Below are 13,397 nucleotides of genomic sequence, written 5' to 3'. Positions count from 1 at the left end.
ATGCCACGCTGACCTGCACAAACAGTCAATTCGGCCAAAGGAGGGAGTTCTCGCATCCACTGCAACTCCCGTTGGTTTTGCGCCGATAATCTACATTATGTCAAGTAGAAGTTACTTTATGTGCGCTGGACGCATCGGCAAAGAAACTCAATCAGGACTGTCTCTTGTCATCTAAGTTGAAGCATTCACCCGGCGTATCCCACTAGAACTGACGCATTGCGTCGGAGATTGTCATTACAGTTGAAGCACGGGACACCGTTTGATGGAGTCCGAAGCCAACGTCGGACACGCAGTTCTTGCAGGCACCTTGAACTTCAGGGCGCAATTCTCCTCTGCCTCCATCACCAGTCACCTCTCAGATTCATGGACGATCCCCTTCGACCACTCTCTCCCGATCCGACGTCCCGCAGCCCACAAGGGACAACATAATCTTGCGGGACTGTGGTGGTGTGCCACGAACCAGCCCCATGTCGGGTTCGAGTCTTGGGGCGAACGTGACCAGCTGATGCGATTGGGCTTTGATCCAGACGAAGTAGGCGTGGCCTCGCAACCCTTTAGGATTACTCTTCTGGCAGCACTCCCCCCAGGCAACCCACATGCCTGACTACTTCGTCCGGCAGGCTGAAGGAACCGGCGTTGTTATAGACGCCCGTACCGACGCCCTGGTCAAACCCGCCGACGAGGACGTCTTTGGTGCCACCGCCCAGCTTTGCGCATCAGTGGGCTGGAGCTATGAGCGACTCGGCGAGTTGAAATCCAACTCCGGCGCCAACCTGCGTTGGATCGCCGGCTACCGTCATCCCCGATGCGATCGGGAAGAGTTTACATGCGCCATACTTGTACGGCTAAACGCCGCAGGATCAGAATCCATCCGTGAACTTGCCTGTGCCATTGGTGATCCGATCTGCGTCCTCCCAACCGTGTTCCACCTGATATGGCGACATCAAATCACCACCGATTTGTTGGGCTATCCCTGCACCTTGAGAGCATTGTCAACAAGGTCCAGACACGATGAACAACGGCAACACAGCAATGTTCATCGGCGATCGTGTTTCCTTCCGCGGCGTGATCTACAGCCTCTCCGGAATTGACGGAGATGTCGCTCTTCTGACCGCAGCTGGCGAACTACCGGTGGCCATAAAGGTTGCCTCGCTCTTTGCTGACCACAGCTTTGAAATGCTCGACTCCACACCCCTGCGCCGGCGTATCAACGGGCCATCAACCCTTTTCGACTCCTTGCCAGCCGACGGACAAGCGAAAGCTCGATGGTGGGAAGGACACGTCACCGAGGTTCTCGACGGAATGCCACGCAACGCAGTCCAAGGACAAATTCCCCGCCACGATTATGACGTCAGAACTCGGTCGCTACGCCAGCGAGAACTGACCAAACATGCCGAACTCCTTGCCTCGGGCGAGGATCCCAGCTTTAACAAACTGCAACGACTCGTACGCGCCTATCTCAATCAAGGCATCCTAGGGTTTGTCGGCCGGCTGACTGAAGGCCGCCACGCGACAGGTTCCGCGCGAACTAGACGCACGCTGGCCCAGCAACCACCAGGACCTTTCGGGGCCGTCTACCCTGTCAGGCCAGGAGAACTGATGCAGATCGACTCCACTCCCCTGGATATCGCCGTCGAACTCGACGACGGGGTTATTGGACGGGTCGAGTTGACGGCCATGGTCGATATTGCCACACGCAGCCTCCATTGCAGCGTCCGACTTGCCTTACCGGTCGATGAAATCTATCGATGAACGCCTCGCTGGGGCCGCTGCGAAACCCGTCATCGTTCCGGAAACCATTGTCTGTGACCACGGGAAGGCTTACCTCTCGAACACCTTCAAGAGTGCCTGCCGCAGCCAGGGCATCAACCTCCAACCAGCCCACCCCGACACCCCTACCGACAAACCGGTCATCGAGCGGACACTCCAATCCATCGGAACGCTTTTCGCCCAATACATCACCGGATACCTTGGATCCTCAGTTGAACGGCGCGGCAAAAATACCGAGAAGCAGGCCGTGTTCTCCCTCCCTGAGATCCAAGACCTCCTGGACGAATGGATCATTACCGGTTGGCAGAACCGCCCCCACGACGGATTGCGGGATCCCTTCACGCCATCCCGGGTGCTGACCCCGAATGAAAAATACGCCGCATTGCTGGCCGTCTGCGGATACGTCCCTGCCCCTTTCAGCGCCGAAGACTTCCTCGAACTAATGCCCGCGGAAATACGCGTCATCAACAGCTACGGGGTCAAAATCAGGCACCGCATCTACGACACCGAAGATCTGAACCCCTATCTTGGTCAAAAAACCGGAATGAAGGCCATCAACGGCCCCTGGGAGGTCAAATATGATCCCTACGACGCAGCTTGCGTCTGGATCCGCAACCATCAAGATGGCGGCTGGATCACCGCCTACTGGCGTCAACTTCAAACGAGTCCACAACCATTCGGCGACGATATATGGAACTACGGCCGCCAAATCGTCGCAGAACGCGGCGTCACCACGCCGTCAGAGGAGAGCATCAAGGCTGCAGGTGATGCCATCCTTGACAAGGCCTCACCGCCAGCCAAACCCGCGGCAAGGCAACGAAAGAATCAACGAGCAGTGGCCCGTAACAAGGCTGCCATCAGCTCGCAACGCCCGCGCCCCCACGTCGGCCAACCTCCGGAAGATGCAAAGCTCCCGGTGACGATCGAACCAGTGTCGGATCAGGAAAAGGACTCTCCGCGGATCGCCAAGATCATTCCCTTGAAGGTCTATGGCCCCCAAAAGGAGGCCGACAAATGGTGGTAACAGAACTCCCAACTAGCGGTCGCGCGCCCACCACCACGCTGCAGGGCTGGCGGAGTTTCGTGGCCTCCACCGCACCCACCATCGAGCTGGTCGACACCGCCGTATTGGCTGCGATGAGTGTTGCCCGGCGCGAAACCTACGACGAACAACGTATCAGCCACCACTCAGAATTTGTCCTGGCAGAAACATCCACAGTCCGCAAGATTGCAAACCAGGGCAAGATCCCGGTGATGCTCAACCAGCGCGAGATCAGCGCCCGCCGCGGCCTGATCGTCTCAGGCCCCTGGGCGTCAGGAAAGACCACGGCGATCAAGCTCCTGAGCAAAACCCACGAACTACTCGTCAAACGGAAATATCCCCACCAGCGGGACCGGATCCCGGTCGTCTACATCACCACTCCCCCGAAAGGCTCCCCCAAGAAGCTCGCCAGCGAATTCGCGAACTTCCTCGGGCTTCACTACCGAGCCAGACAGAACGTGACCGACATAGCCGACGCCGTGTGCCAAGTCCTGACCACGGCGAAGCCGTCCTCGTCATTGTCGATGAAATCCATAACCTTAATCTGGCCACCAGCGCCGGGGAAGACATGTCCGACCACCTGAAGTACTTCACCGAACACATGCAGGCGGCCTTCGTCTATGCGGGCATCAACGTGGAGAATTCCGGCTTGTTCACCGGCATGCGGGGCCGGCAAATCTCTAGCCGATCCGTGCTGATGACCACCGGGCCCTTCCCGCTCACCGAGGAATAGGACTCACTCGTCGCGACCCTCGAAGACGGCCTGCGCCTCCACGAACACGTACCGCATACGCTCACGGCCCAGAGCAAGTACCTGCACCACCGCACGGCCGGCAGTATCAGCAGCCTCTTCCGCCTCATCCGCGAAGCAGCCATCTTGGCCATCCTCAACGGCACAGAACGAATAGACCGAACCCTGCTCGATGACATCATCTTGGACCACGCCGCCGAATCCATCGCGCCCCGGCCAGCGGCCCTGAACCCCTCCAGTCTATGACTACACGCCAGTACCGACTAGCACCGGATCGCCCCCTGCCCAGACCGGTGCGCCCCTACCAGGATGAGACAACCCGGTCCTTTATCCGGCGCATCAACAGCGCCAACGTGCTCACCCACGGCGAACTCATCAAGACAATGTGCAGGGATCGACGGCCGTGGATGTATGACCTCGCCACGTGGAACGGCACCCTTCCGGACATCTTCGTGCTGGCGATGCCACAACTGGCCAACAGCCACCCGAATCCGCGGCTGCGGGAAAACTAGTTGGCCGGCCAACCCGAACCACCCATGCCCCCGCCTGCCACCACTGCACCCTGGCCCGAGGCGCCGGTCCCTACGTGGAGGTCTACACCACCCACGAACGAGTTATCTGTCCGGACCACGGACTCTGGATCGGAGACGGCATCGGCACAATCCCAGATCAATTCAGAATCGACGCTTGCCGGGAAATCATTGAAGCTTGGCACCACCACAAGAACCTCATCACCCGACACGGACACGCACAAGTACGCCGCGCATTCCACATCTCCAGCGTCATCAACTGGAGCTGGTACGAGCAATTCCAGCATTTCAGCGCCGCCATGAACACATACGAATCCCTGACAGCAAACCACCCCCGAATACCCAACAGCCCGGCACTGGTTGCCGCGGCCCTCTACCCCTCAATCGTCACGCTCACCGCTGCGATCGCCTCCCCCCACTGGCGATACATCGCCCGCTCACCCCGTCCCGAAATCTTCCTCAACAGAGTCCGCAACGAGATCATCGAGGGCTGGACACTGCAGGGCGCATTCGATCCGCTTCGGCACTGGATGGAAACCGACTGGACAATAGAATTTCGTGGTTCCGACACAATCCTCCCGCCCAAGAACAGATGATCAAAATCCGGCACCAAGATACCTGCGCGCCGCCAAAGCCTGTACCGTATGTCGCCCGCTCACCGGACGAGCCACCGGACGGGTCAAACGGACACCCGTGGATCTTTCAAATCAAAAAGTCCAGGTCAGCGGCTATTTTGTCCGGTGAAGGACCGTCTTGCGGGACACTTTGACTGCGTCTATGCGGAATGCCCCTTACGGACACGTGTCAGCAAGTAGGGCACCGAAATAGCAGTGGCCTTTCCACTTTGGGATAGAGCTGCTGTGTATAGAGCTTCTGTCTTCTTGTCCGGTTGGTTTCCAGTGGGCCTCTGGTCATCCGCTATGTTCCGGCATAGCGTGGCAGGATGACATTGATAGATCGTTTTGTGAGAGAAATTCCGCAGCCTGAAGCCATCGTTGAACTGGTTGAAATAGCGGTCCGGCATCCTTGGCCCAAGAATCAGGCTGAAAAGGATGCCTTGTTCAAGCGTCTGGGATGGGGCCACGGAAAAAAGTCTCCCGCAAACACTAACGATGCTCGTGACATCGCGGATCATTTTCACCTAGAACCAAGGGACGACGGCCCGCCCATCTTCGCCACTTCGCGGGAACTTGACGGACTCATCGAATCAATACATGTACAGCTCCGACTGGATTCGGCGCCGCCAGACCCCCAAGCAACCCAGTGCTTCGACGCCATTCTCAGGCAGCTAACAGACCTCCACGGCGAGCCAACCATTCCATGGCACGGCCAGAGAGGCCTGCGGAAGATGTGGAACGTCAACGGTATCGACATTGATGTCACCTACAACGACAGCCGCAGCTCTCTAAATATCGGAATTCAGGACGAACGATTTTTTGCCGAAGTGGAAGCCTACGCCCGTGCCAACAGCGCGGAATGAGTTCCGCAACGTTAATCGGCTCCGTCGCTTGGTCACCAAGAGCCGCCGACCGTCTCGCCGAACGTTCCTCAGCGGTCGCCAGTGCTGATCATTGTCGAAAGCACAGCATCAGCACTCCCCGTGAGCCAGACTGCAAGGTGGATCTCCGGGTTCCCTTCAAATGACACTAAGTTGACCTCGTCCTCGTTGTAGGTGGCCAGGGCCGCCAATAGCCGGTCAACGCTTGCAGACAGGGGATGGGATTGCGGTAACCGGGCACGTCGCCGCCCGTAGATTAAGCGCAGGTCTCGCGTTGTGACAGGTCGAATGACTAGCTCGTCGGCCTGCGTGGTCTCAACGAAGTCAATATGTCGAGCCTGATCTGCCGTCGGCGTCGCCGCTAGGAGCAGGCGCACGAGTTCAGTTCTCTTGATCGTTCGATCGCGCATTACGGAAGCACCTCCGCGTCGAACCCCGATCCGTGCGCCTGCACCTCAAAATCATCATTGATGTCTGAGGAGTGGACTAGCCCGCCTGCAACGGATGACCCAGGAATCCGCAACACGACTCCGCCTTGGCAACTCATCCCGTCCACCACTCTCCGATCCGTCGTCCATGAAGTGAATTCAATTCGAGCATCACCTATGTTGTGAACCTCAGCGTAGACTTTGCCACCACGCCGCCTTGTCATGCACTGCAGCGCGTCTAGGTGCTCTGTATGGCCAATTACTCCCCCGCGGTAGAGTCTAACGTTGCCCACGATCCTTGCAGAATAGTTGGTCAATAGGGGTGCAGTTGCCAGTCGGCTGTGGGCCGCTAGCTGTACTTGGCCATCACGCTGGTGACACTCGGCGGATGGGTGTTGCTCCGATGCCGGTGTGGATGCGTTCATTGTTGTAGTGGTTGAGCCAGGGGTCAAGGTGTGGCGCCGAGCCGGCAAAAGCGACTGATCCACACCCAGGCGTCCCGTAGAGGGTTCCCCTGCGGGACATGCAGTCACTGACGTTCCTCGTCCATGTCCCACGGCTTGATGTCCCGGAATCCGACCGGCTTGCGGGACGGTTTGCATACCTCTATAAGGGACACCCCCTGCGGGACGTCTGGCTGCCTTACCGGCATTTCTACGTCAGATCGGTGTCTGTCGGACACGCTTCATATTCCCAATCCATGCTGTATCTGAGCCCAAATGACTCCTCGTGATCCAAGTAGCTGTTGTAATTGGGTACATGGATGACTTCCAGGGTTACGATCCACTACTCTTGCGCGCTGTACCGTCGTCGGCACGCGCGGATGCATATGTGGCATTACGTTCGTTGGGCCGGGAAGGAAGTCCCACGCGTTCTGACTTGATTCAAGATACCTACGCCAGAGTTGCCTACTATCCTGAGATTTATGTTGCTGGTGAATTGGTGCAGATACCTACCCGCATCTACTATCCCTGGCCCCAAGATGAGCAATTTGATGGGCTGAGTGCTTCTGAAAGAGTCATTTTTGCGGCTTGGATGTCGCGGAACGGAGACGGCAGGATTCGGCAGCGGGCCCTTCGGATCCTCCTGGATTCAGAACTTCCGTGGACTGTGCCCTTCGTCGTTCAGCTTTGTGCTGAATATGTCTTTCAAATTGGCCAAGACATTCTTCAATTCGTCACAGTTAATCTTCGCGAAAAGCCACACTTGTTGGCAGCTTACGTCCAGTTCACCAACGACAACCCGGACTTCATGGCGCTCTGCACCCAACGAGCCACCAGCTACTGGGCCATATACGGATGGCAGCTCAAGAAAGATGACTATCCTCAGTTTGCTGCGCTCCGGGCGCTGGCTGAACTTGCCCGAAACAGCCAATTGCTGGCCATTCCTTCAACTATTTGACTCACTTGCCCGAGTCGTGATGGCTTGCAAGAAACGTCCGACTTCACCCGGCCAAAGTGCCCGCGGAGCGTTGCGTGATGGGGACACCTTGTTGGTGTGGAAACTCGATCGGCTCGGCCGGGACCTGCGCCACCTGGTGAACACCGTCCATGACCTCACCGACCGCGGCATCGGCCTGAAAGTCCTCACCGGCGAGGGCGCAGCCATCGACACCACCACAGCCTCCAGAAAACTCGTCTTCGGGATCTTCGCCGCCCTCGCCGAATTCGAACGAGCCCTCATCTCAGAACGCACCATCGCCGGCCTCGCCGCCGCACGCGCACGTGGACGAAGGGGTGGACGCCCCTACAAGATGACAGCCGCAAAGGTTCGACTAGCCATGGCCGCCATGGGGCAACCCGAAACCAAGGTTGGCGATCTGTGCATTGAACTCGGCATCACGCGCAAACTCTCTACCGCCACGTCTCCCCATCAGGTGAGCTTCGCCCTGACGGGAAGAAACTCCTGAACCAGAATTAGTGTCCGCTCGAGTGATTTATGAAACTTGCATGGACGACTTCGAAAAATGACAGCAAGTCAGAGATGTGGGTGACCGGCGACGGACCTGTTTGCGGCCACGAAAACTACCCATAGGCGGCCACGAAAGGCACAGGTCAAAACAACCTGCAGCCACCGGTCAGTTCCAAGTTGCAGTTGAAACCCACCAGAGAAATGAATGCACTTTGACCGGAAATTTGCCACTTGTTTGCCTTGGACGCGCGTTGCACCCGCCGCGCGCTGGCACAAGTCAAGTCCGAGTAGACGCTGGTGCAGATCCGCCGACCCTGGACAACCAAGCCAGCTGGCTCCAATTTGATGTCAACGAAGCCCTCACTTGCAAAAGGGTCGGAGACGGTATTGTTCGTGGCGTGGCTGGACTCGCAGCGATTCCGGATCGTCAGTCATCGCCCTGCGGCACCCGACACCCCAAGCCTGTTGGACGCGTTGGATAAGCCATTCTGCGACACCTGCGGGACTCGGCTTACATCGTTCCACCAATGAGAATGTGGTCACAGTGTTCAACTGGCGGCAACCGCCGAGAAACTACATACGGTGATTTCGCCCGCTACTACGGAGCTAACGCCTCCTTAGGGCACAGCGCCAAGCAAAGACGGGGACCTGACTCTTACACAGTCGGACCGGATTGCGCGGCATATGGTCTAACTAACTCATGCTGGGTGATCCCATCCCGGTCCCAGTTGTTTCAACAGCAGGGCTTCCCGCTGCTCGATGGTGATGTCTTCTGCATAGACAAACTGTCTGACGAAAACGGTTGGAGAAGCTTCGGGCTTGTTGAGGTAAACATACCCGCACCCAATGATCGTCCTATCAAATCTGACGTTCATCCTTGGGCAGACTTTATAGCCCTTCAGAACGCCAGTCTGGTAGTTTTGCGACTTCTGACTGGTTGTGTAGAAAGTCCACCGTAACCAGGGATACCTCGCAATGAGGGCGTCCCCCAAGTACAGGTTTAGATCGCACAGAAAACTGACCCACTCCACGAGCAGGTTCTTCTCATCACCGGGCTCTGGAGCAATGTTGTCCCGAAACCACAGGTTGAGCTTGGCATAACACTCGTAGGAGTCCTCAAGGACGATCCCGTTTCTTGCAGTGAGTTCGGCGAGAATCTTTTTGCGTTCTTCTTTGATGGACAGCTCGTGCTTGAAGTTCGCCCTCGCTTCTGAACGGGTGAGCTCAGACGGCCGTCCTGCGTGGAGCACGGGGAACAGCGTGTAAGCCGACCAGTCGACCGCCACTACTTCTCGCTCCAAGGAATACCATTTTCCAAGAGAAGCTCCTTTAGTTTGGCCGTTGGACCAATTTTACCGGTGATGGGGCTTTTGAGAAAAACCCATTCCACGCTCTTCAGCGCACCTGACTTTATCTGAGCGGCGTCTTTCAACATTTGATTCGAGACGCCCTTGCCTGTGCGTCCGACCTTCACTTCTACTCCAGATCCTGTGGCTTCCGTAAATATGTCAACGAATCTCTTGCCCAGCACGCCGACGTCGAAGTACTCTTCACCATCCTGCGCGTCCGGTTGGTGAAAACCGCGAAGCAACCGGAGACGACCAGGCTCTGGCGGACCATTTGCCGGTGGTGGAAGGAAATCGAAGTTCTCATCATCACCGGCGCGACCACGGGAAAAGTCGAAGCTAACAACACCACCATCACACACATCAAACGCACCGCCCGCGGCTACCGCAACCCAAACAACTACACATCAGTTATTCTCTTGAGAAGTGCCGCCCGGACGACGGCATGACACTCACCCGGGAATCCAAATCCCCACGAACCACCAAGAGCCGCTTACATAGTTCCGCCAACCAGAACATGGTCACAGTGTTCATCTGGCGGCAACCGATGGGAAACTGCATACGGCCATTTAGCCCGCTACCAAGAGGCTAACGCTTGTCAATGCCACGGAGCCAAGCTGAGGATGGGGTTAGACCCATTCACTGTAGGGCAGGTTCGCTCGGCATGTGGTCCAACTCGCTTATGCTGGGCGATCCCATCCCGGACCGAGTTGTTTCAGGAGCAGTCCTTCTCGCTGCTCGGCTGGAATGTCTTCAGCGTAGGCGAACTGTCTGACGAAAACGGTAGGAGAAGCTTCGGGTTCGCTGAGGTAAACGTATCCCCAGCTGATGAGAGTTCCATCAAATCTGAAGCTCATAGTTGGCACGGTCTTATAGCCTTTTAGGACGCCTTTTTGGTAATTTCGGGATTTCTTGCTGGTTGTGTAAAAGGTCCACCGCAACCAGGGATATCTAGCAATGAGGGAATCGCCCATGAATAGATTCAGATCACGCACGAAACTGACCCACTCCACAAGTAAGTTCTTCTCATCACCGGGTTCTGGGGAAATGTTGTCCCGGAACCACAAGTTGAGCTTGGCATAGCACTCATAAGTGTCCTCAAGGATGATGCCATTTCTTGCCGTAAGTTCGGCGAGGATCTGTTTGCGTTCTTCTTTGATGGACAGCTCGTGTTTGAAGTTCGCTCGTGCCTCTTGGCGTGACAGCTCCGCGGCCCGTCCAACAATGAGAATCGGGAAGAGCGGGTACCCAGACCAATCAACCGACATTACTTTAGCCTCCATGGAATATTGTTGTCGAACAGCAGCTTTTTTAGGCTGGGAGTGGGACCACTTTTGCCGGTGATGGGGCTTTTGAGAAAAACCCATTCCACGCTCTTCAGCACACCGGACTTTATCAGAGCGGCGTCATTCAGCACTTGATTTGAGACACTCTTGCCTGTGCGTCCGACCTTCACTTCTACTCCAGATCCTGTGGCTTTCGTAAAGATGTCTGCGAATCTCTTGCCCAGCAGGCCGGCATCGAAGTACTCTTCTTCAGGAAAGTGGTCTAATCGGTCACCAAGATATCTTGTGGATCGCCAAGGTGCCTTTCACGTAACGGAGCAGGGCGTCACGAACCTTCTCCGGCACTCAGTCCGTCGCGACGAGTAGACGCTACATCCGAAGCAGCCCACGAAAAAAATTGACCGCTTTGTTTCACTGCTCCGAGCGCACGTACCCGCCCCCGATCGACTCCCGTATTTATGCCACCCTAATATCGTCGCTCACCCATCATAATTAACAGGATTCAAGGGCAAATTCCGGCTAGGACGCAGACATCACGAAAGAATATGCGCGGCCGTGAGACTAGTGCGATGCGTTTTGCCTGCCGAAACATCCAGCACCGGTCGGCCTACAATTGGGACTTCCAATCGCTTCCCAAGAGATGATTCAAGGTGTCCTCCCGCGGCTCTATGGGAATATCTTCCCCATAAACAAATTGGCGGACGAAGGCTGTCGCACTTGCCTTGGGTTTCTTCAGGTAGACATACCCCCAGCCGATGAAGACCGGGGCGAAGCAGACGTGCTTGCGAGGGTCGTTCTTGAAGCCTTTAAGCACACCACGTTGGTAGTTCTCGGACTTCTTGCTAGTCGTGTAGAGAGTCCATTCGAGCCACGGGTACCTGTCCACAAGTGCGTCACACATGAAGAGATTCAGATCTCGTGCAAAGCAGATCCATTCGACCATGAGGTTTTCATCGTCACCCGGTTCAGGGCAGGCATTTTCACGAAACCACGCGTTCAGCATGAGGTAGCATTCGTAGCTGTCCTCGAGAACGATGCCGTTCTGCGCTGTCAACTGCGCGAGCGCTAGTTTGCGCTCTTCCTTGATAGCCAGTTCGTGTTTGAAATTCTCACGTGCTTCCACACGCTTGGCAAAAAGGGTAGGGAAAATCGGATACCCCGACCAGTCAACTGTCACTACTTCTCGCTCCAGGGAATATTGTTGTCATTGAGCAAATTCTTCAGCCCCTTAGTGGGACCGCTCAGGCCAGTGATCGGGCTCTTTGTGAACACCCACTCGACACTAGTCAATGCACCAGACGCAATCAAAGCTGCGTCTTTTCGGACCTGGGCAGCGAGATACCGGCTACCGGCTACTGAAACACAAGCGAACAATGGCAGTTCCAGAAAGACGACTATCCGAGTCTGCTGCGTTCCGGCCGCTGGCTGAACATGGACCAGAAAGCCATCATCGGCCCCGCCTTCAACCACTTAACTAAGTCACCCGCGTAGCGATAGCCGTCAAGCTATTTGCCAACTTCTACCGGTAATGGTGTCCGCAAGAGGTTCGGCCTACGGACACGCGAGGTCAGTGTCCTTGGTTTGATAAAGTTCTCGGATGGAATGTGTGGAGCTCGAGACGGCGCGTCTAATACTTCGATGCCCTACAGAGGGGGACATCGATCGCATCGTCACTATCTGCCAGGACGCAGACATCGCCTCCTTCACCACCGTTCCAAACCCCTATCGTCGCGAGAATGCAACCGAGTTCGTCAGCGGTGTCATTCCCACCGGCTGGTCCACCGGTAGTGCTCTGGCGTGGGGCATTTACTTGAAGGACGCTCCGCAGCTACTCGGCGTGGTTTCGCTTTCCAACGTCCAGGACGGAGCCGCAGAGCTCGGATACTGGATCGACCCGCTCGTTCGGGCGCAGGGAGTGATGACGGAAGCGGCCGCGCGCGTTGTCGCATTCGGCTTCTCTGCTTCCCCAGACGGTCTCGGCCTCCACCGTATAGGGTGGGAAGCCATCTCCATCAATGGACCTTCCGTCCGCGTTGCGCAGAAGGTCGGTTTCAGATGGGAGGGGCACAGGCGGGGCGCCGCTGTTCGTCTGGGCACCATCTACGACCTAACATTGGCCGGTGTGCTAAGCACCGATGATCGATCGATGTCCACTCCGTGGCCCGGCTCGATCGAGTAGAACATCCCGTGCCCAGGGCAAGCAGAACAGGCGTCAGTAGACGATCCAGGATCGACGCAACCACTTCAAATTCAATGCTCACCTGAAACCATCCCGCAGAAGGTTCCCCTGCTGGGACCACGATGAGCCAGCAAGTCGGCGTGCCTGCTAGTAGGCTCGCCGCATGGAGAATCAGTTGAAGCATCACGTGGCATGTGGGTTGCTGGTACGTAATGGACTTGTTTTCCTTGCACACCGGTCTTCGACGAAAATGTCGAATCCGAATGTCTGGGACCTTCCAGGCGGCCATCTTGAACTGGGCGAGAGCAGTCGCCAAGCACTCGTACGAGAGCTTCAGGAAGAGCTAAGCGTGTCAATCACCCCGCCTGACGGCAGCGCCATTCATACACGAAGCAATTCCGACCTCGTCTTGGAGGTATGGCGAGTGGACGACTGGGCAGGGGACATTGTCAACGCGGCACCAGATGAACACGACGACATAGGCTGGTTCAGCTTGAACGAGGCAATATCTCTGGACCTGGCGGATCCGGCGTACCCAGCACTGTTTCAACAAGAACTGGCATGACCCTGTTCCGCAGGAGGTTCCCGCTGCGGACATCCCGGTCGATCTCGTTGCCGTCAATGCTTTGAGTGATCCAACCGGCCGTTGCAGGACC

17 protein-coding genes and 2 pseudogenes are annotated in these 13,397 nt (G+C 56.6%); 13 read left to right on the top strand and 6 right to left on the bottom strand.

The window, feature by feature from the left end; all coding sequences use genetic code 11:
• Positions 1 to 563: 563 nt before the first annotated feature.
• The 5 genes and pseudogenes from CVS27_RS21720 to CVS27_RS21115 form a co-directional block, all read left to right on the top strand.
• Positions 564 to 1,091: pseudogene (locus tag CVS27_RS21720) on the top strand (TnsA-like heteromeric transposase endonuclease subunit); the annotation flags it as partial.
• Positions 1,012 to 1,752 carry a hypothetical protein gene (locus CVS27_RS21130; protein ID WP_207767603.1) on the top strand — a complete coding sequence of 247 codons (741 nt, stop codon included), beginning with the start codon at positions 1,012 to 1,014 and terminating at the stop codon, positions 1,750 to 1,752. The pseudogene CVS27_RS21720 and the gene CVS27_RS21130, both read left to right, overlap by 80 nt.
• Positions 1,736 to 2,794, top strand: coding sequence for a Mu transposase C-terminal domain-containing protein (locus tag CVS27_RS21125; RefSeq protein ID WP_207767602.1), 1,059 nt, complete (start codon positions 1,736 to 1,738; stop codon positions 2,792 to 2,794). Before CVS27_RS21130 ends, CVS27_RS21125 begins: the two co-directional genes overlap by 17 nt.
• Positions 2,785 to 3,396, top strand: a complete 612-nt coding sequence (locus CVS27_RS21120; RefSeq protein WP_207767601.1) for a TniB family NTP-binding protein — start codon at positions 2,785 to 2,787, stop codon at positions 3,394 to 3,396. Before CVS27_RS21125 ends, CVS27_RS21120 begins: the two co-directional genes overlap by 10 nt.
• Positions 3,381 to 3,545 (top strand): hypothetical protein, encoded by a 165-nt coding sequence (locus CVS27_RS21115; protein ID WP_207767600.1) that lies wholly within the window; start codon positions 3,381 to 3,383, stop codon positions 3,543 to 3,545. The genes CVS27_RS21120 and CVS27_RS21115 overlap by 16 nt, the downstream gene beginning before the upstream one ends.
• 3 nt (positions 3,546 to 3,548) lie before the next feature.
• Here the strand turns inward: CVS27_RS21115 and CVS27_RS21110 are convergent, their stop codons facing one another.
• Positions 3,549 to 3,755, bottom strand: coding sequence for a hypothetical protein (locus tag CVS27_RS21110; RefSeq protein ID WP_207767599.1), 207 nt, complete (start codon positions 3,753 to 3,755; stop codon positions 3,549 to 3,551).
• A gap of 50 nt (positions 3,756 to 3,805) precedes the next feature.
• Between CVS27_RS21110 and CVS27_RS20085 the strand changes: the two genes are divergently transcribed.
• Positions 3,806 to 4,075, top strand: a complete 270-nt coding sequence (locus CVS27_RS20085; RefSeq protein ID WP_133163012.1) for a hypothetical protein — start codon at positions 3,806 to 3,808, stop codon at positions 4,073 to 4,075.
• Here the strand turns inward: CVS27_RS20085 and CVS27_RS20080 are convergent.
• A complete protein-coding gene (locus CVS27_RS20080; RefSeq protein ID WP_103467624.1) occupies positions 4,072 to 4,380 on the bottom strand; it encodes a hypothetical protein in 309 nt (102 codons plus the stop codon). The two genes, CVS27_RS20085 and CVS27_RS20080, sit on opposite strands and share 4 nt — an antisense overlap.
• A gap of 12 nt (positions 4,381 to 4,392) precedes the next feature.
• Between CVS27_RS20080 and CVS27_RS20075 the strand changes: the two genes are divergently transcribed.
• Together CVS27_RS20075 and CVS27_RS20070 are read left to right on the top strand one after the other, a co-directional pair.
• Positions 4,393 to 4,689 carry a hypothetical protein gene (locus CVS27_RS20075; protein WP_103467623.1) on the top strand — a complete coding sequence of 99 codons (297 nt, stop codon included), beginning with the start codon at positions 4,393 to 4,395 and terminating at the stop codon, positions 4,687 to 4,689.
• Between the two features lie 347 nt (positions 4,690 to 5,036).
• The gene (locus CVS27_RS20070) at positions 5,037 to 5,573 is read left to right on the top strand and encodes a hypothetical protein (protein ID WP_133163011.1); all 537 of its coding nucleotides are present in this window, start codon (positions 5,037 to 5,039) and stop codon (positions 5,571 to 5,573) included.
• A 68-nt stretch (positions 5,574 to 5,641) separates the two neighbouring features.
• Here the strand turns inward: CVS27_RS20070 and CVS27_RS20065 are convergent, their stop codons facing one another.
• Entirely contained in the window at positions 5,642 to 6,001 is a 360-nt protein-coding gene (locus CVS27_RS20065; protein WP_103467621.1) for a hypothetical protein, read from the bottom strand.
• A gap of 777 nt (positions 6,002 to 6,778) precedes the next feature.
• On the opposite strand from CVS27_RS20065, the gene CVS27_RS20635 reads away from it, so the two are divergent.
• Positions 6,779 to 7,420, top strand: coding sequence for a hypothetical protein (locus CVS27_RS20635; protein WP_133163010.1), 642 nt, complete (start codon positions 6,779 to 6,781; stop codon positions 7,418 to 7,420).
• A gap of 70 nt (positions 7,421 to 7,490) precedes the next feature.
• Positions 7,491 to 7,928: a recombinase family protein gene (locus tag CVS27_RS21530; RefSeq protein ID WP_442319982.1), complete on the top strand. Its 438-nt coding sequence runs from the start codon at positions 7,491 to 7,493 to the stop codon at positions 7,926 to 7,928.
• A 700-nt stretch (positions 7,929 to 8,628) separates the two neighbouring features.
• Here the strand turns inward: CVS27_RS21530 and CVS27_RS20045 are convergent.
• Positions 8,629 to 9,231 (bottom strand): hypothetical protein, encoded by a 603-nt coding sequence (locus CVS27_RS20045; protein WP_133163009.1) that lies wholly within the window; start codon positions 9,229 to 9,231, stop codon positions 8,629 to 8,631.
• Positions 9,232 to 9,500: 269 nt separating this feature from the next.
• On the opposite strand from CVS27_RS20045, the pseudogene CVS27_RS20040 reads away from it, so the two are divergent.
• Positions 9,501 to 9,725 (top strand): annotated as a pseudogene (locus CVS27_RS20040) (transposase); the annotation flags it as partial.
• Between the two features lie 231 nt (positions 9,726 to 9,956).
• On the opposite strand, the gene CVS27_RS20035 reads toward CVS27_RS20040, so the two are convergent.
• Both CVS27_RS20035 and CVS27_RS20025 read right to left on the bottom strand, forming a co-directional pair.
• Positions 9,957 to 10,643: a hypothetical protein gene (locus CVS27_RS20035; RefSeq protein WP_133163008.1), complete on the bottom strand. Its 687-nt coding sequence runs from the start codon at positions 10,641 to 10,643 to the stop codon at positions 9,957 to 9,959.
• Between the two features lie 526 nt (positions 10,644 to 11,169).
• Positions 11,170 to 11,739, bottom strand: coding sequence for a hypothetical protein (locus CVS27_RS20025; protein ID WP_103467615.1), 570 nt, complete (start codon positions 11,737 to 11,739; stop codon positions 11,170 to 11,172).
• Positions 11,740 to 12,159: 420 nt separating this feature from the next.
• On the opposite strand from CVS27_RS20025, the gene CVS27_RS20015 reads away from it, so the two are divergent.
• Positions 12,160 to 12,741 (top strand): GNAT family N-acetyltransferase, encoded by a 582-nt coding sequence (locus tag CVS27_RS20015; protein WP_103467613.1) that lies wholly within the window; start codon positions 12,160 to 12,162, stop codon positions 12,739 to 12,741.
• Positions 12,742 to 12,904: 163 nt separating this feature from the next.
• Entirely contained in the window at positions 12,905 to 13,306 is a 402-nt protein-coding gene (locus tag CVS27_RS21715; RefSeq protein ID WP_103467612.1) for an NUDIX domain-containing protein, read from the top strand.
• The last annotated feature ends 91 nt before the right edge of the window (positions 13,307 to 13,397 follow it).

It is taken from the genome of Arthrobacter glacialis, from assembly GCF_002909445.1.
Lineage (GTDB): Bacteria > Actinomycetota > Actinomycetes > Actinomycetales > Micrococcaceae > Specibacter > Specibacter glacialis.
Note: the sequence above shows the minus strand (reverse complement) of the source record. Positions and strands in the feature narration are given on the sequence as shown.

Bases quoted from the DNA above. Each gene is read 5' to 3' on its own strand.
- CVS27_RS21130 (WP_207767603.1), top strand. From the start codon at position 1,012: ATGAACAACGGCAACACAGCAATGTTCATCGGCGATCGTGTTTCCTTC.
- CVS27_RS21125 (WP_207767602.1), top strand. From the start codon at position 1,736: ATGAAATCTATCGATGAACGCCTCGCTGGGGCCGCTGCGAAACCCGTC.
- CVS27_RS21120 (WP_207767601.1), top strand. From the start codon at position 2,785: ATGGTGGTAACAGAACTCCCAACTAGCGGTCGCGCGCCCACCACCACG.
- CVS27_RS21115 (WP_207767600.1), top strand. From the start codon at position 3,381: ATGTCCGACCACCTGAAGTACTTCACCGAACACATGCAGGCGGCCTTC.
- CVS27_RS20085 (WP_133163012.1), top strand. From the start codon at position 3,806: ATGACTACACGCCAGTACCGACTAGCACCGGATCGCCCCCTGCCCAGA.
- CVS27_RS20080 (WP_103467624.1), bottom strand. From the start codon at position 4,380: ATGCTGGAATTGCTCGTACCAGCTCCAGTTGATGACGCTGGAGATGTG.
- CVS27_RS20075 (WP_103467623.1), top strand. From the start codon at position 4,393: ATGAACACATACGAATCCCTGACAGCAAACCACCCCCGAATACCCAAC.
- CVS27_RS20070 (WP_133163011.1), top strand. From the start codon at position 5,037: ATGACATTGATAGATCGTTTTGTGAGAGAAATTCCGCAGCCTGAAGCC.
- CVS27_RS20065 (WP_103467621.1), bottom strand. From the start codon at position 6,001: ATGCGCGATCGAACGATCAAGAGAACTGAACTCGTGCGCCTGCTCCTA.
- CVS27_RS20635 (WP_133163010.1), top strand. From the start codon at position 6,779: ATGGATGACTTCCAGGGTTACGATCCACTACTCTTGCGCGCTGTACCG.
- CVS27_RS20035 (WP_133163008.1), bottom strand. From the start codon at position 10,643: ATGGGTTTTTCTCAAAAGCCCCATCACCGGCAAAAGTGGTCCCACTCC.
- CVS27_RS20015 (WP_103467613.1), top strand. From the start codon at position 12,160: ATGGAATGTGTGGAGCTCGAGACGGCGCGTCTAATACTTCGATGCCCT.
- CVS27_RS21715 (WP_103467612.1), top strand. From the start codon at position 12,905: ATGGAGAATCAGTTGAAGCATCACGTGGCATGTGGGTTGCTGGTACGT.